Origin of the sequence: Falsiroseomonas sp. HW251 (assembly GCF_050563545.1) — a bacterium.
Taxonomy (GTDB): Bacteria; Pseudomonadota; Alphaproteobacteria; order Acetobacterales; family Acetobacteraceae; genus Falsiroseomonas.
Window position 1 is genome coordinate 79,221 of record NZ_JBNXUM010000010.1, and the last position, 24,551, is coordinate 103,771.

Consider the following 24,551-nt stretch of genomic DNA (forward strand, 5'->3'; position numbering starts at 1 on the left):
CCTTGCCTCGCCTTCGCGTCCCGCCCCAGCTACGGTCAGCCCGGGGCGGCGCGCAAGGCCCGGAACGAACAACGCCCCATGGGGGACCCACGATGACACGCGGAGCACACCGCGGGGCCCGACGGCTCGCCTTCGTCATGCTGCCGCTGCTCGCGGCCTGCGGCGACGCCGCCCCGCCCCCCACCCCTGACCCCCGGCCCGTCCGCGTGACGACCGTCGAGCCGCGGCGCGGCGGCGACGTCGTCAGCCTGACCGGCACGGTCCAGCCCGAGACCGAGGTGAATCTCGGCTTCCGCATCGACGGCCGGATGACGGAGCGCCTGGTGAATGTCGGCGACCGGGTGCGCCCCGGCCAGGTCGTCGCGCGGCTGGACCGCAGCAACGAGGAGAACAACCTCCGCGCCGCCCGCGCCGCCCTGACCGCGGCCGAGGCGCAGCTGGCCGAAGTCGAGGCCAACTACATCCGCGCGCGCGATCTGCTGCGCAGCGGCTTCGGGACGCGCCAGCGCTACGACCAGGCGGTGCAGCAGCTCCAGACCGCGCGGAGCGCCGTGGACGCCGCGACCGCCCAGCTCGGCATTGCGGAGAACCGGCTGGGCTATACCGAGCTGCTCGCCGACGCGTCCGGCACCGTCACCGCCCGCGGCGCCGAGCCCGGGGAGGTCGTGGCGCCGGGCCGCATGATCGTCCGCATCGCGCGGGAGGGCGGCGTGGACGCCGTCTTCGACGTGCCGCCCGTAGTGAAGGACCAAGCACCGGCGAACGCCGTGATCGAGGTGGCGCTGACGCTCGACCCCAGCGTCCGTGCCCAGGGCCGAGTGCGGGAGGTCTCGCCAAGCGCCGATCCCGTCACCGGCACGTTCCGCGCGCGCATCGGGCTGGAGAACCCGCCGCCGGCGCTGCGGCTCGGCTCCACTGTGACCGGCCGCATGACGCTGGACAGCAGCGCCTCGATCTCCGTCCCGGCCAGCGCGCTGACCCGCAAGGACAGCCAGCCCGCCGTCTGGGTGGTCGATCCGCGTGCGCAGACAGTGGCGCTGCGCCCGGTCGAGGTGCTCCGCCACGATCCCGCGCGCGTCGTGCTGGCCTCAGGGCTCTCGGCCGGCGATGTCGTCGTGACGGCCGGCGTCCAGGCGCTGCGCCAGGGGCAGAAGGTGCGGCTGCTCGGGGCGGCACCGTGATCGGTCCCAACCTCTCGGAGTGGTCGATCCGTCGGCCGCAGCTCGTCATCTACTTCATGCTGGTCGCCGTGATCGCCGGCGGCCTGGTGTTCCTGAAGCTCGGCCGGAACGAGGACCCTGCCTTCACCTTCCGCACCATGGTCGTCTCCGCGGCTTGGCCGGGTGCGACCATCGAGGAGACGCTGCAGCAGGTGACGGAGCGGCTGGAGCGCACCCTGCAGGAGACGCCGCAGGTCGACACGCTGCGCAGCTACACCATCGCCGGCCAGACCACGATCTTCGTGGACCTCAAGGGCTCGACGCCGCCGCGGCGCGTGCCCGACATCTGGTACGAGGTCCGCAAGCGCATCGGCGACATGCGCGGGACCCTGCCGCAGGGCGTGATCGGGCCTGGGTTCAACGACGATTTCGGCGATACCTTCGGCACCATCTTCGGCTTCACCGCGGACGGCTTCACCCAGCGCGAGCTGCGCGACCAGGTGGAAGCCGCGCGGTCCCGCCTGCTGCGCGTGCCCGACGTGACGAAGGTCGAGATCCTGGGCGCGCAGGACGAGGTGATCTTCATCGAGTTCTCGCTGGAACGCCTGGCCGGCCTCGGCCTGAACTACACCGCCCTGGTCAACGCGCTGCAGGCGCAGAACGTGGTGCGGCCCTCTGGCCTGGTGCAGACCGGCGACGAGCGACTGGCGATCCGGGTCTCCGGTGCCTTCCAGAACGAAGCCGAGATCGCCGCCGTGACCTTCGTCGCGGGCGACCGGCTGGTGCGCCTGACCGACATCGCGGACGTCCGCCGCGGCTTCGCCGACCCGCCGCAGCCGATGTTCCGCGTCAACGGCCAGCCCGCGATCGGGCTCGCGGTCGCCATGCGGGACGGCGGCGACATCCTGGCGCTCGGCGCCAATCTGCGGCGGGAGATGGCAACCATCACCGCGGGCCTGCCGATCGGCATCGAGCCCTTCCTCGTCGCCGACCAGGCAGGCATCGTGGACACCGCGATCGGCGAGTTCACGGAAAGCCTGTGGCAGGCGATCGTGATCATCATGATCGTCAGCTTCATCGCGCTCGGCTTCCGGGCCGGCGCGGTGGTGGCGCTGTCGATCCCGCTGACGCTCGCCATCGTCTTCCCCCTGATGATGGCCGCCTCGATCGACCTGCAGCGCATCTCGCTCGGCGCCCTGATCATCGCGCTCACCCTGATGGTGGACGATGCGATGACGACGATCGACGCGATGATTCGGCGGCTGGCCGCCGGCGACAGCAAGGACGGCGCCGCGACCTTCGCCTATCGCACGCTGGCTGCGCCCATGCTGACGGGCACGCTGGTGACCATCGCGGGCTTCGTGCCCATCGGCTTCGCCGCGAGCTCGGCCGGCGAATACACCTTCTCCATCTTCGCCGTCGTCGGCATCGCGCTGGTGGTGTCCTGGTTCGTCGCCGTGCTGTTCGCGCCGCTGCTGGGCAAGGCCATCCTGAAAGCGCCGAAGGGCGCCGAGGCCGGCCCGCCGAAGCAGGGCGCGATCCTGCGGGGCTATGCGGGCTTCCTCACCTTCGCCATGCGCTTCCGCTGGATGACCATCGCCGCGACGCTCGTTGCCTTCGTCGTCGCGGTCTACGCGATCCGCTTTGTGCCGCAGCAGTTCTTCCCCTCCTCTGACCGGACGGAGCTGCTGGTGGACGTGACGCTGCCGCAGAACGCGTCGATCTTCGCGACCCAATCGGTGGCGGAGCGGCTGGACGCGGCGCTGGCGCGCGACCCTGACGTCGCACACTGGTCCACCTATGTCGGGCGCGGCGCGATCCGCTTCTACCTGCCGCTGAACGCGCAGCTGCCCAACCCCTTCTTCACCCAGACCGTCATCGTAGCGAAGGACCTGCCGGCGCGGCTGCGCCTGCAGCCCCGGATCGAGAAGCTGCTGGCCGAGGATTTCCCCGGCGCCGTCGCCCGCGTGTCCCCGCTCGAGCTCGGGCCGCCCGTGGGCTGGCCCGTGCAGTACCGCGTTGTCGGTCCGGACGTCGAGCAGCTGCGGAGCATCGCGCAGCAGGTCGCGAACGTGCTGGCCGCGCCCGGCGTCAGCCAGGTCGCCTTCGACTGGTTCGAGCCGTCGCGCCAGCTGCGCGTCGTGGTGGACCAGGAACAGGCGCGCCAGCTCGGCCTGAGCTCGGCCGCCGTCTCCGCCGTGCTGAACGCGGCGGTGACGGGGTCGGTCGTGACCCAGGTCCGCGACGACATCTACCTCGTCAACGTCGTGGCGCGCGCGAATGCGAACGAGCGCCTGTCGCTCGACACGCTGCGCTCGATCCAGGTGCCGATCCCGGGCGGGCGCACCGTGGCGCTCAGCCAGTTCGTGACCTTCGACTACGGCCAGGAATACCCGATCATCTGGCGGCGCGACCGCGTGCCAACGCTGACGGTGCTCGCCGATGTCCAGCCCGGCAGGCTGCCCGACGAGGTCGTCGCGCGGGTCGAGCCGCGGATTGCCGAGCTCCGCGCCGGACTGCCGCGGGGCTACGAGATCCAGCTCGCCGGCATCGCGGAGGAGAGCGCCGAGAGCCGCGGCTCCGTCATCGCGGTGGTGCCCGCGATGATCGTGATTATGCTGACGGTGCTGATGTTCCAGCTGCAGAGCTTCGCGCGGCTTGGCATGGTCGTGGCCATCCTGCCGCTCGGCATCATCGGCGTGGTGCTGTCGCTGCTGCTCTTCGGAAGGCCGCTCGGCTTCGTCGCGATCCTCGGCATCCTCGCGCTTCTCGGCATGATCGCGAAGAACGCGGTGATCCTGCTCGTGCAGATCGAGGAGGACCGCGCGGGCGGCCTCGCGCTGCGCGACGCCGTGATGGCGGCCGCTACCTCGCGCCTCAGGCCGATGCTGCTGACCGCGCTGTCCACGGTGCTGGGCCTGATCCCGATCGCGCCCACGGTGTTCTGGGGCCCGATGGCCTTCGCCATCATGGGCGGGCTGCTGGTCGCGACGCTGCTGACGCTGGTGGTGCTGCCCGTGATCTACGTCACGGCGCTGGAGCGGACGGCGCGGGCGTAGCCCGCGATTGGCCAGAGTGTGCTCACGGACGGTGGGCGAGCGAGGGCGTGAATCGCCGGGCCAGGGAATGCTGGTGGAAGCTGGCTCCGTGCCTCCCACTCAGAACGGCCACACCATTGGCACCAGGAACACGGCGACGACGAAGTACCAGCCCATGATCGGCAGGCCGAGCTTCCAGTAGTCGCCGAAGGCATAGCCGCCGGGCCGCATCACCATCAGGTTGGTCGGCGTCGCGATCGGCGTCAGCAGCGCGGCGGCCGAGACCACCGCGATGCTCATCAGCACCGGCAGCGGCGACACGCCGAGCCCCGCCGCGGCCGCCACGCCGATCGGGATGACGATCAGCGCGGTCGCCGTGTTGCTGATGAGCTGCCCCAGCACGGCGCTGAGCAGGAAGAGGGCGGCGAGCAGGGCGTAGGGGCTGGACTCGCCCACCGCGGCCACCAGGTATTCAGCCATCAGCCGCGCCGCGCCGGTCTTCTCCATCGCGGCCGAAAGCGGCATCATCGCCGCGACCAGGATCACCGTCGTCCAGTCTATTGCGCGGTAGCACTGGTCCACGGTCATGACGCCCAGCAGCACGAGCGCGAACACCCCGCCGATCCCGGCGACAGCCGGCGGTACCAGCCCCGTCGCCAGCAGGAAGACCATAGCCGCCAGCACGCCGATCGCGGGCTTCGCGCCGACGCCGAGCGGCACGGCCTGGCGCCGGACCAGGTCGGGCGCGTTCACGACGAGCACCTGGGGGTCGTTCAGCCGGACGTCCAGTGCCTGCCAGGTGCCCTGCAGCAGCAGCGTGTCGCCGGCATCCAGCGTGACGGGGCCTTCCAGCGGCTCGCCCTGGCGCTGCACCGCGATGACCTGCAGGTCGCCGCTTTCGGTGATCATGCCGGCGAAGACTTCCTGCCCGATCATCTTCGACCGCGGCGGGATCATGACCTCGGCAAGGCCGGAGTTCCGGTTGAACAGGGTCTCGGTGACCTCGCCGGCAGGGTCCTCCTGCCGGAAGGCCAGGTGCTGCTCTTCCGCCATCGCCGCCGCAGCCTCGGCGTCGCCGGCGAGGATGAGGAAGTCGCCCTCCGCCAGGGTTCCGCGCCGCAGGATGTCGCCGGTCGCGCCGTCCTGCAGTGCGACCAGGCGGAGGTCGCCGTAGCGCGGCAGATCGAGCGCGGCGGGCGGCTGGCCGATCAGCGCGGAGGACGCGCGGATCCGCATGCGGAAGGTGCCGCTCGCCAGCCCGTACTGCTCCACCAGCGTGCGCGCATGGCGGGAGAAGTCGGAGGGCATGGAAGGCCCGCCGCGTTCCGGCAGCAATCGCTGGCCGAACAGCACGACGATGACGAGCGTGCCGACCAGCAGCGGCACGCCGGCCAGCGCGAAGGAGAAGAAGCCGAAGCCACCCGCCCCGACATCCGCGGCGGCCTCCGCGACCAGCACGTTCACCGGCGTGCCCGTGAGCGCCAGCAGCGACCCCGCATGGGCCGAGAAGACCAGCGGCATCAGCAGCTGCGAGGGGTTACGCCGCAGCCGCACCGCCATCACGACGACAACCGGCAGCAGCGCCGCTACTGCGCCGTTGACGGAGATCAGCGCCGTCAGCCCCGCGACCAGCAGCCCGTTCAGCACCAGCAGGCGCGTGCGGCTGTCCTCGCCCGCGCCCTTGATCAGCATCTGCCCCGCCCAGGCCGTCACGCCCGTGCGGTCCAGCGCCGCGCTGATGACGAAAAGCGCGGCAATGAACACCACCGCGGGGTCTCCGAAGCCGGCCAGCGCCTGGCCCAGCGTCAGGATCCCCGTCGCCCAGAGCGACAGGCCCACGCCCATCGCGACCAGCACCACCGGCAGGCGGTTCCAGACGAACAGGACGACGGCGGCGGCGATGGTCGCCCCGATGATCGCGATCGGGCTCATGTGTCAGATGCCCCAGGGCAGGCCGAGCAGGAACCAGCCAGCGAAGAGGACGATCCACACAGCCGAGATCACCACGATATAGGGCAGCATCAGCGCGATCACCGTGCCGACGCCGGCATCCTTCTGGTACTTGATGGCGAAGGTCACGATCATCGCGAAATAGGCGTTGAGGGGCGTGATCGAGTTCATCGGGCTGTCTCCCACCCGATAGGCCGCCAGCACGACCTCGGGCTCCACGCCGAGCTGCATCAGCAGCGGCACGAAGACCGGCGCAAAGATCGCCCATTTCGCGATCGCCGCCGTGATGATGAGGTCCAGGATGAAGACCACCACGATGAAGCCGATCAGCAACACCAGGGGCGGCAGCGCCATGCGCTGCAGCACCTCGGCCATGGAGACCGCGGCCAGCGTCGCCATGTTGGTGTAGTTGAAGAAGGCGATGAACTGGCTGATCACCAGCAGCAGCAGGATCAGCCCGGCCAGGCCGCCGATCGCCTTCTGCATGGCGCCGATCGCCTCGTTCGTCGTTGCCATCGTCCTGGCTCCCCGTCCGTAGCAGATGCCGCAGACCAGGAAGATCAGCGCGATGGACACGATCAGGCTGTTCATGAAGGGCGAGGCGCCGATGATCGCGCCCGTCGTGGGATGGCGCAGCGGCGCGCCGGGCGGCAGCACCAGCACGCAGAGGAAGGCGATGACGCCGAGCAGGCCGAAACCCGCCCAGCGCAGGCCGCGATACTCGTCTTCGCTCAGCGCATTTTCGCCGCCGACCTTGTAGTCGCCGGTGTAGGGCCCGAGGCGCGGCTCGATGACGCGCTCCGTCACGAGCGCGATCACCACCGTCAGCACCACGACCGAGCCGATGGAGAACCAGAGGTTTGCGGCGAGGTCTATGGTGCGGCTCGGGTTCACCAGGCGGATCGCGTCGTTGGTGATCTCAGTCAGGATGCCGTCGGTCGGCACGATCAGGACGTTGACGAGGAAGGCCGAGGCCACCGCCGCGAAGGCCGCGGCCAGACCGGCAAGCGGGTGTCGCCCGACCGAGATGAAGGCGGCCGCGGCCAGCGGGATCAGCACGAGGTAGCCGGCATCCGCCGCGATCGACGACACGATGCCGACGAAGACCAGGATGTAGGTCAGCGCCTTCGCCGGCGCGACGATCACCAGCTTGCGGATCAGCACCTTCACCAGGCCCGATTCCTCGGCGACGCCGACGCCGACCATGGCGATGATGATCACGCCGACCGCGTTGAACCCCATGAAGTTGGCGACGACGCCGGTGAACATGAAGCGGACGCCCTCGATCGTCAGAAGGCTCCGCGCGGCTGTCGATGCCGGCTCAATGTCGCCGGTCGCAGGGTTGTAGGCCTGGTAGGAGACCTGCGCGCCGAAGGCCGCCAGCAACGCCGACAGCACGATCACGATGCCGATGAGGTAGACGAAGATCATCACAGGATGCGGCACGCGGTTGCCCACGCGCTCCACCACGTCGAGAATCCTCTGCATGCCCGTGCGGGAATCGGCGCGGTCGGTCATATCACCTGCTCAGTGCGTCGAGGATCCGCGCCCAGGACCGGATGCCCCTGCGGAAGCTCTCGAGGTTGTATTTCTCGTTCGGGCTGTGGATGCGGTCGTCGTCGAGGCCGAAGCCTGCCAGCACCACGTCCATCCCGAGCGACTGCTTGAGCTGGTGCGTGACGGGGATGGACCCGCCGCCGCCGATGAAGACCGCGGGCTTCCCCCATTCGTCGGACAGCGCCTGGCGGCACTTCGCGAAGGCGGGGTCGGTGTCGGGGAAGCGGATCGCCTGGCCGGCGCCGTGTTCCTTGAACTCCACCTTGCAATCCGCGGGAACGCGCGCCTTCACATGCTCCCGGAACGCCTTGCGGATGGCGTGCGGGTCCTGGTCGAAGACCAGGCGGAAGCTGATCTTCGCCGACGCCTTCGCGGGAATGACGGTCTTGAAGCCCTCGCCCTGGTAGCCGCCGCCCATACCGTTGATTTCGGCGGTCGGGCGCGACCAGGTCTGCTCCAGCGCGGAATAGCCCTTCTCGCCGGCCGGGATCGACAGGCCGATCGGCCCGAGGAAGCCCTCCACCGTGAAGCCCAGCGTGTCCCACTGCTTCTTCAGGCTCTCCGGCAGTTCCGGCACGCCGTCGTAGAAGCCGGGCAGCGTGATGCGACCGTTCTCGTCGTACAGATCGGCCAGGATCTTCGCCAGGATCCGGTTCGGGTTCGCCGCCGCCATCCCGTAGAAGCCGGAATGCAGGTCGCGGTCGGCGGCGTGGATGGTGATCTCCTCGCCGCAGAGGCCGCGCAGCATCGTCACGATCGCCGGCGTCTGCGGGTCCCACATGTTGGTGTCGCAGATCAGGCCGATATCGGCCTTCAGCTCCGCCTTGTTCGCCTCGAGGAAGCCCGGCAGGTTGGCGCCGCCCGATTCCTCCTCGCCCTCCAGCAGGATGGAGACGGCGATGGGCAGCTTGCCCGCGACCTTCTTCCAGGCCCGGCAGGCCTCCACGAAGGCCATGAGCTGGCCCTTGTCGTCGGCCGAGCCCCGCGCGCGGATCACCTTGGTGCCGTCGGGCAGCGTGTCGATGGCGGGCTCGAACGGGTCCTTGGTCCAGAGATCGAGCGGGTCGACCGGCTGGACGTCGTAGTGGCCGTAGAACAGCGCGGTCTTGCCGCCGGCGCTGCGGTCATGGCCGACGACGATCGGATGCCCCTTGGTCGGGCGCGACGCGGCATCGAAGCCGATGGACCGCAGGTCCTCGGCGTGCCAGTCGGCGTTGCGCTTGCATTCCTCGGCATAGGCCGGGTCGGTCGAGATTGACTTGATGCGCAGCACGGCGAACAGCCGCTCCAGCGCCTTGTCGAAATCGCCATCGATATGCGCCAGCACGGCGTCGAGCCCGGCCATGGGTCCGCTTCCTTCCCGTCCCGGGGACATGCCCCATCGAGCTTCGATCGTAGCGCCCTGCGCCGTCGCGCCGAATGCGCGCGGCGTCCCGCGGCTTGGCATGGCGTCCCGACGGGATTCCGGGCTGCCGGAACGCCGCTGCCGCGCTAGATTGCCGAGCATGGCACGACAGCGCGGCGCGGCGATACGCAAATGGGCGGCGGCGCTCGCGTTCTGCCTGTTGCTGGTGGGATGCGCGAATTTCACCCGGCTCGACCCGCCGCCGGCGCAGCGGACCGAGGGGATCGCCGTGCTCGGCGTCCCCAACGCCCGGCTCTGGGCCGATGCCGACACCGAGGCATGGTCGCGGGAAGCCGCGCTTGCCGTGCAACGCCGCCGGACGGAGGAATCGCCCCCGCGCCGTGGCGCGCTGCCGCCGCCCGCCGACTTCCTCGCGCTGTCGGGCGGCGGCGATTTCGGGGCCTTCGGCGCGGGGCTGATGGTCGGCTGGACCGCCGCCGGCACGCGGCCCGAGTTCCAGGTCGTCACCGGCGTTTCCGCCGGCGCGCTTATCGCGCCGTTCGCCTTCCTCGGGCCGGACTACGACCCGCAGCTGCGGGAGGTTTTCACGGAAACCGCGCAGGCCGACGTGCTGGTGCTCGGCCGGATCGTGACCGCGCTGCTGTTCGGCGAATCGCTGGCCGATGCCTCGCCACTCTATGACCTGATCAGCCGGCACGCGGACCAGCGCATGCTGGATGCCATCGCACGGGAATACGGGCGCGGGCGGCTGCTGCTGATCGGCACGACCAACCTCGACTTGCGCCGCCCGGTCGTCTGGAACATCGGCGCCATCGCAGCGAGCCGCCATCCCCAGGCGCTGGAGCTGTTCCGCCGCATCCTGCTGGCCTCGGCCTCGATCCCCGGCGCGTTCCCGCCGGTGTTCGTCGATGTCGAGCTCGACGGCCGCCGCCATCAGGAAATGCATGTGGATGGCGGGGCGGCGACGCAGATCTTCCTCTACCCGCCAGCGCTCGATCTGCCCGGCGACGTGCGGGGCTGGCGCGGCACACGGCAGCGCACGGTGTGGGTCGTGCGCAATGGCCGATTCGACGTCGAACCCGGCGCAGTGAACCGCTCCATCTTCGGCATCGCGCGCCGGTCGGTGGAGACGCTGCTGCATTTCGGCGGTGTAGCCGATGTGCAGCGCATCCAGCTGACCGCGCAGCGCGACGGCATCGCCTTCCGCCTGGCGGCGATCGGCCAGGATTTCCAGGCGCCGCGGCCGGAGCCCTTCGACCAGGGCTTCATGCGGGCGCTGTTCGCCTACGGGGAAGCGCGCGGGCGCAGCGGCAGAGCGTGGATGGACCGCCCCCCCACGGTGGGCGTGATCGTCAACGAGGAGTAGGCGCGCGCCCTACCCCGCGATGGCGTAGGCCGGACGCCGGGGATCCGCGCCGGCGTGCAGCATGCCCGCGGCGGGATCGCGCAGCACGACTTCCACGCTGCCGGCGAGCCAGGTCGTGTCCGGCCAGTCCTTCACCTCGTGGCCCAGAACGCCGAGTTCCTGGCGCACCGCCGACGGGATGCGGCCTTCCACGGCAAGCCGCTTCGGGAAGTACTCGTAAGGCGCGAAGGACGAGGGAAAGGCATAGGTCGCGACGCGAGGCGCCTCGATCGCTTCCTGCACCTCCATGCCGAAATGCAGGATGTTCAGCATGACCTGCAGCATCGCCTGGATCTGCACGTCGCCGCCCGGCGTGCCGAAGGGCATGACGCCGCCATCCTTCGTCACCACCATCGCCGGGTTCGGCGTCAGCCGGGGCCGCTTGCCCGGCGCGACGCCCGCGGGGTGGGCGGGATCGGGCCGGCTCTGCGACCCGCGGCCGGACACGACCAGGCCGGTGCCGGGGATGACCGGCACATTGGCCGATCCGTCCGACGGCGTCGCGCTGAAGGCGTTGCCCCAGCGATCAACGACGGCGACGTAGGAGGTATCCGCTTCTACCTTCGGCAGCTCGGCCCTGGTGGCGCCAGGCAGCGCGGTCGCGCGGCCCAGGATCGGCTCCGGCATCGAGGGATGGGCCCGCGCGCGGTCCACCGCGGCGGCACGCGCGGCGACATGCGCTTCCGACAGCAACTCGTCCACCGGCACAAGGCCGAAGGCGGGATCCGTGAAGTGGTATTCGCGGTCCGCCAGCGCGCCCTTTAGCGCCTCGGTCAGGACGTGAAGATAGGCTGCGGAGTTGTGCTCCAGCCCATCCAGCCCCAGCTTCTCCGCGATCAGCAGCGCCTCCAGCAGAGCGGGTCCCTGGCACCACGGGCCGCAGACCATCACCTCATGCCCACGCCAGCGCCGCGCCACGACGGGCTCGATGCGGGACCGGAAGCCCGCGAGGTCCTCCATCGACAGAAAACCGCCTTCCTGCGCGACGTAGCGCGTGATCTCGCGCGCGAGGTCGCCGCGGTAGAAGGCGGCATGCGCGGCGGCGAGCCCCGCCATCCGGCCCTTCCCCGCCGCCGCCTTCTCCTGCTCCACCATGTAGGTCAGGCTGCGCGCCAGGTCTGCCTGCACCAGCTTCTGGCCGACCACCGGGACCTTCCCGCCCGGCATGTAGATCGCGGCGTTCTGCGGGAAGCGGAGATAGTCCTTCTCGTAGTTCGCGATGCTCCCGGCGAGCAGGTCGTAGACCGCGAAGCCTTCTCCGGCGAAGCGGACGGCGGCGGCGGCGATGTCGCCGAAGCTCATCGTACCGTGTCGCTCCAGCGCCTGGATCCAGGCATCGGGCGCGGCCGGCACGACTATCCGCCGCACGCCCTGCGGCATCGTCCCGCCATGCTCGCGCATGAAGACGTCCGGCGGCAGGCTGCGCGGCCAATGGCCGAGGCCGGCGATCGTCTCCGTCGTGCCGTCGGCCAGCCGGACCATGATGGGCGCAACGCCCGCGACCGAGACCAGGTCGGGCTGCAGCACGCCGAGCGCGAGCCCCGCCGCGCAGCCCGCATCCACGGCGTTGCCGCCGGCTTCAAGGATCGCGTAGCCCGCGGCCGCGGCGAGGTAATGGCCGGCGCTGATGGCGTGCCGCGTGCCGCTGATGGTCGGCCGTCCGGTGGCGTAGCGACGCATGGCGTGTGCTCCCTTACCTCGCGCGGCGCGCGTGGATCGCGACGGTCTGCTCGTCCAGCCGCGGCTCGTAGACGATGCCGGTGCGCGCCGCGGCGATGACCATCTGGGTGTAGAGCGGGATGCCCGCATGCAGGCGCATCGCCTCGGCCATCGCGGCGCGCAGCGCGGCCTCGCGGTCGCCTTCCATCTGGAAGGCGGCGGTCTCGATGAGACGGTCGACGCCGGCATCGCTGAAGGCGCCGCGGTTGGACTGGCCCCAGCCCTGCGCCAGGACCTGGCTGTGCATCGCGAGGCTCAGCACATGCGTCGCGTCGCGCGTGGATGAAGAGGACTGCCCGAAGAAGACCAGCGGTACGTCGTTCCGGCCGACCGCGGTACGCGCGAAGAAGGTCGTGCCAGGCTGCGTCTCGACGCGTGCCTGGAAGCCGGCGCGGGCGAACATCTGGCCCAGCGCCTGGCAGACGCGGGCGTCGTTGACGTAGCGGTTGTTCGGGCAGGCGATGGTGAAGCCGAACCCCTGGGGATAGCCGGCCTCGGCCAGCAGGCGCCGCGCCTGGGCGGGGTCGTAAGGCGGCACGGGAATCGCGGGATCCCAGCCGCCGAAGCCTTCGGGCACAAGCTGTCCTGTCGGGACACCGCTGCCGTCCATGATCTGCTCGACCAGCCCCGCGCGGTTGATCGCGAGGCTCAGCGCCTGGCGCACGCGCGGATCGCGGAAGGGATTGCGGTCGAGCGGCCTGCCCTCGCTGTCAGTGATCAGCGGCAGTCGCTCCGCGCCGACATGCGGCAGCAGGAAGATCACGCGGTCCGACGCCTTGCGGAAGACGCTGGCGCGGCCCGAGCGTTCGATCCGGGCGGCGTCGCCCGTCGGCACCTCCTCGATCAGGTCCACGTCGCCCGCCAGCAGCGCGGCCATGCGCGAGGCGTCGTTGGACATGACCCGGATGTTCACGCGCTGCCACTCCGGCTGCCGGCCCCAATAGCCGTCCCAGCGCGTGACGCTCATGCCGTCCGTGCCGCGGTGCTGCTCGAGCCGGAAGGGGCCGGTGCCGATCGCCGCGCGGCCGGCATTGAAGTCGGAGGGCGAGGCGCCCTGCGCCGCGCGGTGCGAGACGATGAAGATGTTCGTCAGCTGCCCCGGCAGCACGGGGTTCGAGAAGCTGGTGTGCAGCCGGATCGTCCAGGGATCCACCACCTCCACCCGCTCGATCCCGCGGAGGTTCGGCGTGTAGGGGCCCGGGTTCGCCGGGATGGACGGCACCCGCTCGAAGGAGAAGGTGACGTCCTCCGCGGTCAGCTCCGAGCCGTCGTGGAACTTCACGCCGCGGCGCAGCCGGAATTCCCAAACCTGCGGCCCGACCGCGGTCCAGCTTTCCGTGATGCCGGGCGTCCAGCGGCTGTCGGCGTCGCGATCGACCAGCGTGTCGAAGACATGTCGCGCGGCGGCCATGTTGGGGCCGAGGAAGATGAAATGCGGGTCGATGCCGAAGCTCGCCTGCACGCCCATGGTCAGCGTCTGCGCCCCCGCCGCGCTGCAGGCCATCGCGGCCGCGGCGGCGATGCCGAGGATCCTCATGCGAAGCGCTCCGCCGCGAACGGCGCGAGATCCTGGTTCGCCGGCCGCCCGAGGATAGCCGGCGCCAGCATCCGCGCCGTCGGTGCCGATCCCGTGAGGCCGAGATGCCCATGCCCGAAGGCGAACCACAACCCGCCGATGCGCTGCGCCGGGCCGATGACGGGCACGGAATCCGGCAGGCAGGGACGGTGCCCCATCCAGAAGGGCTCCTTCCGCGTGAAGCGCGCCTGAGGGAAGACGGCGGCGAGGTCGTCATAGAGCAGCCGCGCTCGATGTTCGTCGGGAGCGCGATCGAGGCCGCCGAACTCCACCGTGCCGGCGACGCGCAGCGCCGTCTCCATCGGCGTGATGAAGACCTTGCGGTCGGCCGGCACCACGGGGCGCCTGATCGCGATGCCAGGATCCACCAGGTTCACGTGGTAGCCGCGCTGCGTCTCCAGTGGGATGCGGTAGCCCAGCGGCGCGACGAGCTTCGCCGACCAGGCACCGGCGGCAACCACGACCTCGTCGGCCCTATGCAGCTGCGCGTCGCCCTGCGCGCCGGTGACGCGGCCCGCGGTCACGACCAGCGCCTTGATGCGGTCGCGCCTGATCTCGCCGCCGCCCTGTAGGAAGGCTGAGGCCACGGCATGCGCATAGCGAGCCGGCGAGGCGCACCAGGCGTGGTCAGGCAGGAAGACGCCGACCTGGTAGGCGGGCGCGGCTTCCGGCTCCAGCTCGACGATGCCGTTGCGGTCCAGCACCTCCACGCGCGCGCCATAGGCCCGACGCAGATCCCATGCCGCGTCGTCCTTCCTCATCTGCTCGCGCGAGCGATAGAGGTAGAGGTTGCCGGTCATCCGGATCAGCTCCGGCGCGCCGACCTCGCGCGCGAGGTCGATGTGCTGCTCGGTCGCGAGGTGCTGCAGCTGATCGAGCGCCGCCGCGGCCCGCGCCACCTGCGCCGGCCGCGCGGAGGCGACGAAGCGCAGCAGCCACGGCATCGCGCGCAGCCAATAGGCCGCGGGCACATGCAGCGGCGCCGACGGGTCCAGCAGCATGCGCGGCACCTGCTTCAGCATCCCCGGCATCGCCAGCGGCGCGACGGAACTCGCGCTGATCGCACCGGCATTGCCGAAGCTGGCGCCCCCTTTACCCGGCGGCTCGGGGTCCACCACGGCGACCTCGGCGCCCTCGCGCCGCAGGCGGAAGGCCAGCGCCAGGCCGACGATGCCGGCGCCGATCACCAGGACGCGGCGCGGCGTCGCGTCGGCCATCATGTCGCGTAGTGCGGGAAGCCGGATTTCGCGCCCTCGGCTTCCAGCAGCCGGATCATCGCCGGCCATTCCAGCACGCCATAGGGCCGCCGCGTGCCCGGCTTGTAGAGGTGCACCGTGCGCGCCAGCACCTCATCCGACGGGACGATCAGCTCGGTCCGCGCCGCCATTGCATCCACCTGCGCGCGGCACGCCATCTCCAACTGGTACATCAGGTTGAAGGCCTGCGGGATATCCGGCCCGCAGGTCAGCAACCCGTGGGACCGCAGGATCAGCGCATTGTGCTCACCGAGGTTGCGCACCAGCCGGTCGCGCTCGTCCTTGTCGATCGCGGGGCCTTCGTAGTCGTGGTAGCCGATGCGGCCGTGGAAGCGGATGCCGGTCTGGTTCAGCGGCAGCAGCCCGCAGGCCATCGACGACACCGCCATCCCTGCGCGGGTGTGGGTGTGGATCACGCTGGCCACATCCGGCCGCGCCTTGTGGATCGCGCCGTGGATCACGTAGCCCGCGACGTTGATACCGTAGTCGGTCTCTGGCTTCCACAGGATGTTGCCCTCGACGTCGATGCGCACGAGGCTCGACGCCGTGATCTCCTTGTAGAGCAGGCCATAGAGGTTGATCAGCAGCTGCTCGGTGCCGGGAATGCGGACGGTGATGTGGTTGTAGATGAGGTCCGTCATACCGAAGAGGTCCACCAGCCGGTAGCAGGCCGCGAGTTGCACGCGCGCTTCCCATTCGCCGAGGCTCACCTCGTCGCGGATGCAGCGGAAATTCGTGTCGTATCGCATGCGGCGTCCGGCGTGCCCTGGTGACGATCCCGGGCGGAGGATGGCGCTTCGCGGCCAGACGGTCCAGACGAGGACGCGCAGGGTCTGGCCGTTCGGCCCACGCGCTGTATGCTCTGGCCACCGCCGGCACCGGCGGGACGGTTCGGGGAAGGAACGCCGATGCGACGCAGGGAGATGATCGGCAGCCTGGCCGCTGCGCTCGCCGTGCCGCGCCTGGCGCATGCCGCGTGGCCCGGCGAGCGGCCGATCCAGGTCTTCGTGCCGGGACCGCCGGGCGGCGGCATGGACGTGCTGGCGCGGACCTTCCTCCCCTTCCTGTCGCGCCGGCTGCCCGGATCGAACTTCGTCGTGCTGAACCGTGCGACGGCCGCCGGCCAGCTTGCGTTCGAGGGCATTGCGCAGGCCGCGCCGGACGGCTTCACCATTGGCGCGGCGCAGGCGCCAAACTCCATCGTGCTGCCGATCGAGCGCCAGGTGCGCTACCGCGTGCAGGACTTCACCTTCCTCGGCAACGTGATCGACGATCCCTGCGGTCTCTGGGTGCGCGCGGACAGCCCGATCCGCGACGTCACGGACCTCGTCGCCGCGGCGCGCGCCAGGCCGGGCCAGGTCAGCGCGGGCACCGCCGGCGCGGGCAGCGACGACCATCTGCTGATCCTGGGCCTGCAGGGCGTGACGGGGATCGAGTTCTCCCACGTCCCCTTCAACGGCACGCCGCCGATCATCACCAACCTGCTGTCCCGCAGCATCGACTGCGGTTCCTTCAACATGAGCGAAGGCCAGGCCCTACTGCGCGACGGCTCGCTGCGCGCGCTGGCGCAGGGCGGGGAGACGCGCTGGTCCGGCACGCCCGACGTGCCCACGATGCGCGAGCAGGGCTTCGCCGTGGTGCAGGGCTCCACGCGCGGCTTGGTCGCCCCGCCCAACCTGCCCGCCGAGATCCGCGACGCGCTGCGCGCCGCGGTTGCCGCCACGAACGCCGATCCCGAATGGATCGCGGCAGCGGAACGCGCGAACCTGCCGCTGCGCCCGATGACCGCCGCGGCGCAGCAGTCGCTCTTCCTCGAGCAGGATGCGCAGTTGCGCGCGCTCTGGGCCCGGAAGCCCTGGCGTGATTGAAGGTTGATGAAGGAGATCACAATGACCCCACCCGAAAGAATGCGGGCCCTGCTCGCCGAACCCGGCTTCGTCGCCATGCCCGCGGTCTGGGACGGGCTGACCGCCAAGCTCACTCACGAGGCCGGCTTCAAGACCGTCTTCCTGTCGGGCTCCTGCTGCGCCGCCGCGCGGCTCGGCGGCCCCGACCTCGACCTGATTTCCTTCGCGGAGATGCTAAACAGCCTCGAGATGGTGCGCGGCGCCGCGCCCGATCTGCTGGTGCTCGCCGACGGCGACCACGGCTACGGCAATGCGATGAACGTCCAGCGCACCGTCCGCGCCTATGGCCGCGCCGGCGCCGCCGCCGTGCTGATCGAGGACAAGATCACCCCGCGCGCGCTGACTTCCGACGGCAAGCCCTGCATGCCGCGCGAGGAGGTGCGGATGAAGATCCGCGCCGCGGTGGAAGCCGCCCGGGACAGCGGCATCCTGGTGATGGCGCGCACGGACTGCCGGCCGACCGCGGGGATCGAGGAAGCGCTTGCGCGGATCGAGATGTATGTGGACGAGGGCGCCGACATCCTCTTCCTCGACAGCCCGAAGGACGAGGAGGAGATCCGCGCCGCCGTGAAGGCGTCGAAGGGCAAGCCGCATTTCGCGGTGCTCTCGCCCGGCGCGCCGCGCGAGGTGCCGAGCCAGGCGCGCGCCGCCGAACTCGGCCTGAAGATCGGCACCTTCCCGACCGGCATGCTCTCGCCTGTGATCGGCGCCATCAGGGGCGGGCTGGCCGCGATCGCGGCGGGCCAGTCGGCTTCGGCGGCCGCCATCCCAGGGCCGGAGATGCGCGAGGCGCTGGGCTACAACGCCTATGAGAAACAGGCCAGTCGCTTCAAGACGGCGGGCTGATGGCCGGAATCTTCGATCTCTCGGGCCGCCGCGCGCTGATCACGGGCGGCGCCCAGGGCATCGGGCTCGCCATCGCCCGCGCGCTGGCGGAAGCCGGGGCGACCGTGGTGCTGAACGGCCGCGACGGCGGCAAGCTCGGCCGCGCCGCGGAGTTGCTGGCGCAGGCCGGCCTGCGCGCGGAAATCGCGCCCTTCGACGTCACCGACCACGCCGCGGTTCAGGACGGCGTCGCGGCGGTGCTGTCGCGCGGCGACCTCGACATCCTGGTCAACAACGCCGGCATCCAGCGCCGCGCCGCGCTGCAGGACTACCCCGAGGAGACCTGGCGCGAATTGATGCGCACCAACCTCGACGCCGTCTTCTACGTCGCGAAGTACGTCGCGCGGCACATGATCGAGCGTGGTCGCGGGCGCATCGTCAACATCTGCTCCGTGCAGAGCGAACTCGGCCGTCCGGGCATCGCGCCCTACGCCGCCAGCAAGGGCGCGGTGCGGATGCTGACCCGGGGGATGTGCGCGGACTGGGCGAAGTTCGGCCTGCAGGTGAACGGCATCGCGCCCGGCTACTTCGAGACCGAGATGAATAAGGCCCTGGTCGAGGATCCCGTCTTCTCGGAATGGGTGTCGAAGCGCACGCCGGCCGGGCGCTGGGGGCGCGTCGAGGAACTCGGCGGCGCCGCCGTTTTTCTCGCCTCCGACGCGGCGAGCTACGTCAATGGCCAGGTGCTGTTCGTGGATGGCGGGATGACGGCGGTCGTCTAGAGCGGCGGCGCCACGGGCTTTCAGACCGCGAAATCCCGCCTGATCAGCGCATCGTGCTCGCCGATGGCGGGCACGCGGCCGAGCGTCGGTCCCTGCCCGTCCACCCGCACAGGCGGCGCGATGATCGAGACGCCAGACGAATTAGCTGGAAAGGCCGCCGACGGCCTTGTTGTAGCCGCGCGCGAAGTCGCCTTCCGCGCGTTCCACCTTGATGACGCGCGCGCCGGCATCGGCCAGCCGCGCGCTGCAATGAGGAGCGGCGACGGCCTGTTCTAGCGACAGGACGAGCAGGCCTTCCAGCGGGCGCGGCATGGTGCTCATGCGGGTGTCCTACCGCGACGCCGGCGCACAGGCGAGACTGCGGCCGAGATCGGGGAGACGACAGGCATGGAGCCCAGCAAGGAGATCGCTGCCCGGATCGAGGGGCGGCTCGAGCGCCTGGGCCTGTCCGCCGAGGACGCGGACCGCCTCGCGGGCCTGCCGGCGGGCAGCGTGCTGGCCCTGGTCCGGGGTGCCGGCCGCCTGCCCCGTGGCACCGCGCTGCGCCGCCTCTCCGCCGCGCTCGAGGTGGACGAGGCGTTCGTCCTCGGCCTCGAGCCCGGCGACCTGCTGCCCCCCGAGATGCTGGAGGATCCGCAGGGCGAGCTCGGGTTGCTAGCCCCCGACGAGGAGGCCCTGCTACGGCACTATCGCCGGCTGGACGTGCCGGCGCGCGCGGCGGCGGTGCTGCTGGTGGCCCGCGCGGCGGGACCGGAGCCGGAGCCGCCAGCCGCCCCGCGCGCGCCGGCACGGCGCGGGAAGCGCGGGGCGCGGTAGAGGGCTCAGCCGCTCAGCGGAAGAGGACGGCGTACGTCAGCCCGGCTCGGTTCCACGGCGCATCGGGCCCGCGCTGCAGCTTCCGGTGCTCGCCTGTCCGACATTGCGCTCGCACATCTGGCCGTAGTTGCCGACGGGCTTGGTGGCATTCAGCATCCAGCGGTTGTCGAGCCGCAGGCGGGAGAGCGCCCTGACGAGCAAGTCGGAGCCTTTTTGGCGTCGTCCGTGTGCCTTCCGTGCGGGGTAGTGGCCGTTCAGCCGGCAAGGCGTCGCGTGACCGCGCGGGCGAAGTCCATCGTCCGCGCGCTGCCGCCGAGATCGGGCGTGCGGATCCGGTCCGTCTCCAGCGTCAGCGCGACGGCGTCGCGGATGCGGTGCGCCAGCGCCTCCTCATTGACATGCTCCAGCATCAGGCAGGCCGCGAGCAGCAGCGCCAGCGGGTTCGCCACCCCCTTGCCCGCGATGTCGGGCGCGGAGCCGTGCACCGCCTCGAAGATCGCCGCATTGGGGCCGATATTCGCCCCCGGCGCCATGCCGAGGCCGCCGACGAGCCCGGCGAGCAGGTCGGAGAGGATGTCGCCGAACAGGTTCGTCGTGACGATCACGTCGAACTGCTCGGGCTTCAGGACGAGCTGCATCGCGCAGGCATCCACGATCCGGTCGTCGCAGGCGACCCGGCCTTCGTATTCCTGTGCGACCTTGCGCCCGGACTCCAGGAAGAGGCCCGTCAGGGCCTTCAGCACATTCGCCTTTTGGACGAGGGTCACCTTCTTCCGGCCTGGAAGCGGCGGCTGAAGGCGCGAGTCCGGTCGTCTATGTCCCAGTAGAAGGCCTCCATCAGCAGCAGCCCCTGCGCGGCGTCGAGCCCGACGGCGTGGACGTCGTTGACGAACATCAGGAAGGCGACGAGGCGCTGGTTGCGCGTGACGCGGAACTCCGCGGCGTGACGGATCGCGTTGCCGGTGTCCGGGCTGGCGTTGGCCAGTCCGATCACCTGCGCGCGGCTTCGGCTGGCCTGCTGGAGGAAGCCCGAATAGTCCGTGGTGCCCAGCGGATGGCGGATCGCACCGACCACGCGGCCGCCATTCGCCTCGTATCGACGACATTGCGCGGGATGAGCATGGCCCTCTCCGCGGTGATCCGCCGCAAGAACGAGCCAGCGCCGCACGGCGTGCCGCTTCCAGGGTGAGATCATGACATCCTGGAAGCGGAGCGGCGCCGTATGACGCGGTACTTCTAAGCCCGGGAGTGGGCGGAGGGGTCGCGGCGGAACTCTCAGGCGTTGTCGACGGCCGCCGGCGAGGGCACCAGAAGCCGCTCGATAGCGATCGGGAAGTGGCGGACGCGCACGCCCGTCGCATGCCAGACAGCGTTCGCGATCGCACCGGCGGTGCCGGTGATGCCGATCTCGCCGACGCCCTTGATGCCGAGCGGGTTCACATGCGGATCCTCCTCCTCGATCAGAATCGCCTCCAGCGACGGAACATCGGCGTTCACCGGCACGTGGTATTCCGCGAGATCCGCGTTCATCACCCGCCCGCTGCATGGGTCCAGCACGGCGCGTTCATGCAGCGCGAAGGACACGCCCCAGATCATGCCGCCGTAATACTGGCTCCGGACCAGGCGGGGGTTGATGATGCGGCCAGCGGCGAAGGCGCCGACCAGGCGCGTCGCGCGAACCTGGCCGAGCTCGGGATCGACCTTCACCTCGGCAAAGACGGCGCCATGCGCGTGCATGGCGTAGCGCTCCGCCAGCGCGGGGTCCGCGGCCGCGCTGCCGCGGCCCTCGACCGAGTCGCGGCCGGCGCGGGCGAGGATCTGCGCGAAGCGTTCGCCACGGCTCTCATCGTCGCGGCGCAGCAGCCGGCCGCCGCGTGCGACGACGCCGACATTGCCCGCGCCGAACAGCGGCGATTGCGGATCGGCGACGGCGATCTCCGCCAGGGCCGCGATGGCCTTGGTGCCGGCATCGCGTATCGCGCTGCCCGCCGTGGCGGTATGCGCTGAGCCGCCGGCTATGCCGGCATTTGGCAAGTCGGAATGGCCGGAGCGGAATGCCAGGGTCTCGTGATCGACGCCGAGGCTCTCGGCCGCGATCTGCGCCAGCGCCGTCCAGGCGCCCTGCCCCATGTCATGCGCACCGATCTCGACCGTCGCACCGCCGTCGCGGTGAAGCACGGCACGCGCCTCGCCCTGGAACATCAGCGCGGGGAACGTCGCGGTGCCGACGCCCCAGCCGACCAGCAGCCCCTGCCCGTCGCGCATCCCGCGCGGGGCAAGGCTGCGCCCGGACCAGCCGAAGCGCTCGGCGCCTTGCGCGTAGCACTCGCGCAGCGCCTTGGAAGAGAAGGGCCTGCCGGAAACGGGCTCGACCTCGGCGTAGTTGCGCAGGCGGAACTCCAGCGGATCCATGCCGCAGGCGAAGGCCATCTCGTCGATCGCGCTTTCCAGCGCGATGCTGCCGCTGGCCTCGCCGGGTGCGCGCATGAAGCCCGGCGTGCCGGTATCGAGCCGAACCGCCTCGTTGGTCGTCATGATCGCGGGGGCGGCGTAGAGCGTGTGGGTGACGCCCGCCGCGGGCTCGAAGAAGTCGTCGAAACGGCTGGATGCGGTGCGGACGTGGTGATGGATCGCGGTCAGCGCGCCGTCCTCCGCGGCGCCGAGCCGCAGCGTCTGCCGCGTCGGCGCGCGATGCGTCACCGGCCCAAACATCTGCGCGCGCGTCAGCACGAGCTTCACCGGCCGGCCGACAAGGCGGGCGGCGAGGATGCCCAGCACCTGCGGGCCCGACAGCAGCTTCGAGCCGAAGCCGCCGCCGATGAAGGGGCTTCGGATATGGATGTCCTCCGGACGGATGCCGAAAAGCCCGGCAAGCCGCGCCTGCGTCAGCGCAAAGCCCTGCGTCGGCATGTCGAGCGACAGCGCGTCGCCGTCCCATGCCGCGACGACGCCATGCGGCTCCATCGCGTTGTGGAACTGGAAGGGCGTCTCGTAGGTCGCCTCGATCCGTCGCGCCCCGGCGGCCAGGCCGGCCTCGGCATCGCCGTGCCGGTGCTCCGGTGCATCGCCGACGCCGACCGCCGGCGGCACGAAGACCTCCGCTGCGTCCAGCGTCGTCTCGACGGGTTCGGCCTCGTAGCGCGGAGCCAGCAGGGCCGCGCCTTCCGTCGCGGCCTCGAGCGTCTCCGCGATGACCACGGCAACGGGCTGCCCGGCATAGCGCACGCGGTCGTCCTGCAGCAGATCCATGCGGAAGGCGAAAGGCATGGCCTTGTCGTCGGGATGCAGCGCCAAAGGGGGCCGGTTGGATGGCGTCATCACCTCCACCACCCCGGGATGCGCGCGCGCCGCCGCGATATCGAGCGACGCCACCCGGCCGCGGCCAAAGCGGCTGGTCGCCAGCACGGCGTAGAGCATGCCGGCGGGATGGTTGTCCGCGGCGAAGCGGGCAGCGCCCGTGACCTTCAGTGCGCCGTCGCGGCGCGTGATGGGCTGGCCGGCGCTGGAGCCATGACGCATGCGGGCCACCTCAGCCATGCCGGCCTCCGGGAACAGGGGCGAAGGGAGACGCCGGCAGCGCCGGCAGGCGGTCCGGCGTGCCGGCCGCGGCAAGCGACAGGGCGCGGGCGACGATGCGCCTCGCCAGCTCGATCTTGAAGCCGTTCTCGCCGGAGGGCTTCGCCTCGGCCAGCGCGATCTCGGCCGCGCGGCGGAAGGCGGCGGCATCCGGCGTCGCACCGGCCAGCGACGCCTCAGCCTCGGCCGCGCGCCAGGGCTTCGCGGCGACGCCGCCGAGCGCGATCCTCGCCTCCGCGATCCTGCCATCCGCCATCCGCAACGCCGCGGCGGCGGAGACCACGGCGAAGGCGTAGGAGGTGCGCTCGCGCAGCTTCACGTAGCGCGCATGCGCGGCGAAGTCGGCGGCGCCAGGCGGCAGGCGCAGCGCGACGATCAGCTCGCCGGGTGCCAGCACGCTCTCCCGCTCCGGCGTCGTGCCGGGGAGGAGGTGGAAGTCGCGCAGCGGGACCTCGCGCGCGCCTGACGGCCCCTCGATCTCCACCACCGCATCGAGCGCGACGAGCGGGACGCAGAAATCCGAGGGATGCGTCGCGATGCAGTGCTCGCTCCAGCCGAGGACGGCGTGCAGGCGGTTCTCCCCGCCGCGGGCGTCGCAGCCGCTGCCGGGGTCGCGCCGGTTGCAGGCGCTGGCGGTGTCCTGGAAGTAGGCGCAGCGCGTGCGCTGCAGCAGGTTGCCGCCGACCGTCGCCACGTTGCGCAACTGGCCCGACGCGCCGGACAGCAGCGCCTCCGCCACTGCGGGGAAGCGGCGTGAGAAAGCCGAATCATGAGCGAGGTCGGCATTGCGCACCCGCGCCCCGACCCGGACGCCGCCCTCTGGCAGCTCCTCGATCGCATCGAGACCAGGCAGGTGGTTCAGGTCCACCAGCCGCGCCGGGCGTGCGACGCCGATCTTCATGAGATCGAGCAGGTTGGTGCCGGCGGCGAGATAGGCGCTGCCGGGCTGCGCCGCGGCCGCGACGGCCTCCGCCACGCTGCGCGGCCGCACATAGTCGAAGCGGTTCATGCGGCGTCTCCCCGCACGGCACGTGTCGCCTCCACCACCGCCTCGGTGATGCCTTGATACGCGCCGCAGCGGCAGAGATTGCCACTCATGCCCTCGCGCACGCGCTCGGGGTCCTCGCCGGCCTGCCCTTCGGCGATCAGGCCGACCGCGCTCATGATCTGGCCCGGCGTGCAGAACCCGCACTGGAAGGCGTCGTGCTCGATGAACGCGGCCTGCACGGGATGCAGCTGCTCGTGCTGCGCCAAGCCTTCGATGGTCACGATCTCCGCTCCGTCATGGCTCAGCGCAAGCGCCAGGCAAGCATTGGCGCGCCGCCCGTCGAGCAGGATGGTGCAGGCCCCGCACTGGCCGCGGTCGCAGCCCTTCTTCGTGCCGGGGAGGTCCAGCCTCTCCCTCAGCAGATCCAGCAGCGTGACGCGGGGATCGTCGAGCGCCACCGTGCGTGGCACGCCGTTCACGGTAAGGGTGACGGACAGGCCCATGCGAAGCCTCCGAGGTGGTGGGCGGAAGGGCGGCGCGGCCCTAGGGTGGTCGCCGATAGCGGCTTATATACGGAGGCAACCTCCGCTTTCAAGCAGCAAGTGGAGGCGTGTTCCGTTTGACGTGGGG

20 protein-coding genes and 1 pseudogene are annotated in these 24,551 nt (G+C 70.9%); 7 read left to right on the forward strand and 14 right to left on the reverse strand.

Going from position 1 to position 24,551, the window contains the following annotated elements:
• The first annotated feature begins 92 nt into the window (after nt 1-92).
• Both ACLF3M_RS13900 and ACLF3M_RS13905 read left to right on the forward strand, forming a co-directional pair.
• Nucleotides 93-1,181, forward strand: coding sequence for an efflux RND transporter periplasmic adaptor subunit (locus ACLF3M_RS13900; protein ID WP_430657535.1), 1,089 nt, complete (start codon nt 93-95; stop codon nt 1,179-1,181).
• Nucleotides 1,178-4,219: an efflux RND transporter permease subunit gene (locus tag ACLF3M_RS13905; RefSeq protein WP_430657536.1), complete on the forward strand. Its 3,042-nt coding sequence runs from the start codon at nt 1,178-1,180 to the stop codon at nt 4,217-4,219. The genes ACLF3M_RS13900 and ACLF3M_RS13905 overlap by 4 nt, the downstream gene beginning before the upstream one ends.
• A 99-nt stretch (nt 4,220-4,318) precedes the next feature.
• Here ACLF3M_RS13905 and ACLF3M_RS13910 read toward each other — a convergent pair whose 3' ends face one another.
• The 3 genes from ACLF3M_RS13910 to ACLF3M_RS13920 are packed head-to-tail and all read right to left on the reverse strand — an operon-like array spanning nt 4,319 to nt 9,050.
• The gene (locus tag ACLF3M_RS13910) at nt 4,319-6,130 is read right to left on the reverse strand and encodes an SLC13 family permease (protein WP_430657537.1); all 1,812 of its coding nucleotides are present in this window, start codon (nt 6,128-6,130) and stop codon (nt 4,319-4,321) included.
• Between the two features lie 3 nt (nt 6,131-6,133).
• Nucleotides 6,134-7,666: an AbgT family transporter gene (locus tag ACLF3M_RS13915; protein ID WP_430657538.1), complete on the reverse strand. Its 1,533-nt coding sequence runs from the start codon at nt 7,664-7,666 to the stop codon at nt 6,134-6,136.
• Nucleotide 7,667: 1 nt separating this feature from the next.
• On the reverse strand, nt 7,668-9,050 hold the full coding sequence (locus tag ACLF3M_RS13920; RefSeq protein WP_430657539.1) for a M20/M25/M40 family metallo-hydrolase: 1,383 nt from the start codon (nt 9,048-9,050) through the stop codon (nt 7,668-7,670).
• Between the two features lie 160 nt (nt 9,051-9,210).
• On the opposite strand from ACLF3M_RS13920, the gene ACLF3M_RS13925 reads away from it, so the two are divergent.
• Nucleotides 9,211-10,437 carry a patatin-like phospholipase family protein gene (locus tag ACLF3M_RS13925; protein WP_430657540.1) on the forward strand — a complete coding sequence of 409 codons (1,227 nt, stop codon included), beginning with the start codon at nt 9,211-9,213 and terminating at the stop codon, nt 10,435-10,437.
• 9 nt (nt 10,438-10,446) lie between these two features.
• Here ACLF3M_RS13925 and ACLF3M_RS13930 read toward each other — a convergent pair whose 3' ends face one another.
• The 4 genes from ACLF3M_RS13930 to ACLF3M_RS13945 are packed head-to-tail and all read right to left on the reverse strand — an operon-like array spanning nt 10,447 to nt 15,776.
• Complete coding sequence (locus ACLF3M_RS13930; RefSeq protein WP_430657541.1) at nt 10,447-12,156, reverse strand: gamma-glutamyltransferase family protein; 1,710 nt, start codon at nt 12,154-12,156, stop codon at nt 10,447-10,449.
• Between the two features lie 13 nt (nt 12,157-12,169).
• Nucleotides 12,170-13,732: an ABC transporter substrate-binding protein gene (locus ACLF3M_RS13935; protein ID WP_430657542.1), complete on the reverse strand. Its 1,563-nt coding sequence runs from the start codon at nt 13,730-13,732 to the stop codon at nt 12,170-12,172.
• A complete protein-coding gene (locus ACLF3M_RS13940; RefSeq protein ID WP_430657543.1) occupies nt 13,729-14,991 on the reverse strand; it encodes an NAD(P)/FAD-dependent oxidoreductase in 1,263 nt (420 codons plus the stop codon). Before ACLF3M_RS13940 ends, ACLF3M_RS13935 begins: the two co-directional genes overlap by 4 nt.
• On the reverse strand, nt 14,988-15,776 hold the full coding sequence (locus ACLF3M_RS13945) for a class II aldolase/adducin family protein (protein ID WP_430657544.1): 789 nt from the start codon (nt 15,774-15,776) through the stop codon (nt 14,988-14,990). Before ACLF3M_RS13945 ends, ACLF3M_RS13940 begins: the two co-directional genes overlap by 4 nt.
• 159 nt (nt 15,777-15,935) lie before the next feature.
• On the opposite strand from ACLF3M_RS13945, the gene ACLF3M_RS13950 reads away from it, so the two are divergent.
• The 3 genes from ACLF3M_RS13950 to ACLF3M_RS13960 are packed head-to-tail and all read left to right on the forward strand — an operon-like array spanning nt 15,936 to nt 18,541.
• Nucleotides 15,936-16,895 carry a Bug family tripartite tricarboxylate transporter substrate binding protein gene (locus ACLF3M_RS13950; RefSeq protein ID WP_430657545.1) on the forward strand — a complete coding sequence of 320 codons (960 nt, stop codon included), beginning with the start codon at nt 15,936-15,938 and terminating at the stop codon, nt 16,893-16,895.
• Nucleotides 16,896-16,916: 21 nt separating this feature from the next.
• A complete protein-coding gene (locus tag ACLF3M_RS13955; RefSeq protein WP_430657546.1) occupies nt 16,917-17,780 on the forward strand; it encodes an isocitrate lyase/PEP mutase family protein in 864 nt (287 codons plus the stop codon).
• Nucleotides 17,780-18,541, forward strand: coding sequence for a glucose 1-dehydrogenase (locus tag ACLF3M_RS13960; protein WP_430657547.1), 762 nt, complete (start codon nt 17,780-17,782; stop codon nt 18,539-18,541). The genes ACLF3M_RS13955 and ACLF3M_RS13960 overlap by 1 nt, the downstream gene beginning before the upstream one ends.
• A 141-nt stretch (nt 18,542-18,682) precedes the next feature.
• Here the strand turns inward: ACLF3M_RS13960 and ACLF3M_RS13965 are convergent, their stop codons facing one another.
• Nucleotides 18,683-18,862, reverse strand: coding sequence for a CoA transferase (locus tag ACLF3M_RS13965; protein ID WP_430657548.1), 180 nt, complete (start codon nt 18,860-18,862; stop codon nt 18,683-18,685).
• A 66-nt stretch (nt 18,863-18,928) separates the two neighbouring features.
• On the opposite strand from ACLF3M_RS13965, the gene ACLF3M_RS13970 reads away from it, so the two are divergent.
• Entirely contained in the window at nt 18,929-19,357 is a 429-nt protein-coding gene (locus tag ACLF3M_RS13970) for a hypothetical protein (RefSeq protein ID WP_430657549.1), read from the forward strand.
• Between the two features lie 36 nt (nt 19,358-19,393).
• On the opposite strand, the gene ACLF3M_RS13975 is transcribed toward ACLF3M_RS13970, so the two are convergent.
• The 6 genes and pseudogenes from ACLF3M_RS13975 to ACLF3M_RS14000 form a co-directional block, all read right to left on the reverse strand.
• Nucleotides 19,394-19,558 carry a hypothetical protein gene (locus tag ACLF3M_RS13975; protein WP_430657550.1) on the reverse strand — a complete coding sequence of 55 codons (165 nt, stop codon included), beginning with the start codon at nt 19,556-19,558 and terminating at the stop codon, nt 19,394-19,396.
• Nucleotides 19,559-19,611: 53 nt separating this feature from the next.
• Nucleotides 19,612-20,133: pseudogene (locus tag ACLF3M_RS13980) on the reverse strand (isocitrate/isopropylmalate family dehydrogenase); the annotation flags it as partial.
• Nucleotides 20,121-20,552 carry an ABC transporter substrate-binding protein gene (locus tag ACLF3M_RS13985; protein ID WP_430657551.1) on the reverse strand — a complete coding sequence of 144 codons (432 nt, stop codon included), beginning with the start codon at nt 20,550-20,552 and terminating at the stop codon, nt 20,121-20,123. The gene ACLF3M_RS13985 and the pseudogene ACLF3M_RS13980, both read right to left, overlap by 13 nt.
• A gap of 80 nt (nt 20,553-20,632) precedes the next feature.
• Nucleotides 20,633-22,894 carry a xanthine dehydrogenase family protein molybdopterin-binding subunit gene (locus ACLF3M_RS13990; protein WP_430657552.1) on the reverse strand — a complete coding sequence of 754 codons (2,262 nt, stop codon included), beginning with the start codon at nt 22,892-22,894 and terminating at the stop codon, nt 20,633-20,635.
• Nucleotides 22,887-23,942 (reverse strand): FAD binding domain-containing protein, encoded by a 1,056-nt coding sequence (locus ACLF3M_RS13995; protein ID WP_430657553.1) that lies wholly within the window; start codon nt 23,940-23,942, stop codon nt 22,887-22,889. Before ACLF3M_RS13995 ends, ACLF3M_RS13990 begins: the two co-directional genes overlap by 8 nt.
• The gene (locus ACLF3M_RS14000) at nt 23,939-24,424 is read right to left on the reverse strand and encodes a (2Fe-2S)-binding protein (RefSeq protein ID WP_430657554.1); all 486 of its coding nucleotides are present in this window, start codon (nt 24,422-24,424) and stop codon (nt 23,939-23,941) included. The genes ACLF3M_RS13995 and ACLF3M_RS14000 overlap by 4 nt, the downstream gene beginning before the upstream one ends.
• Nucleotides 24,425-24,551 lie beyond the last annotated feature (127 nt).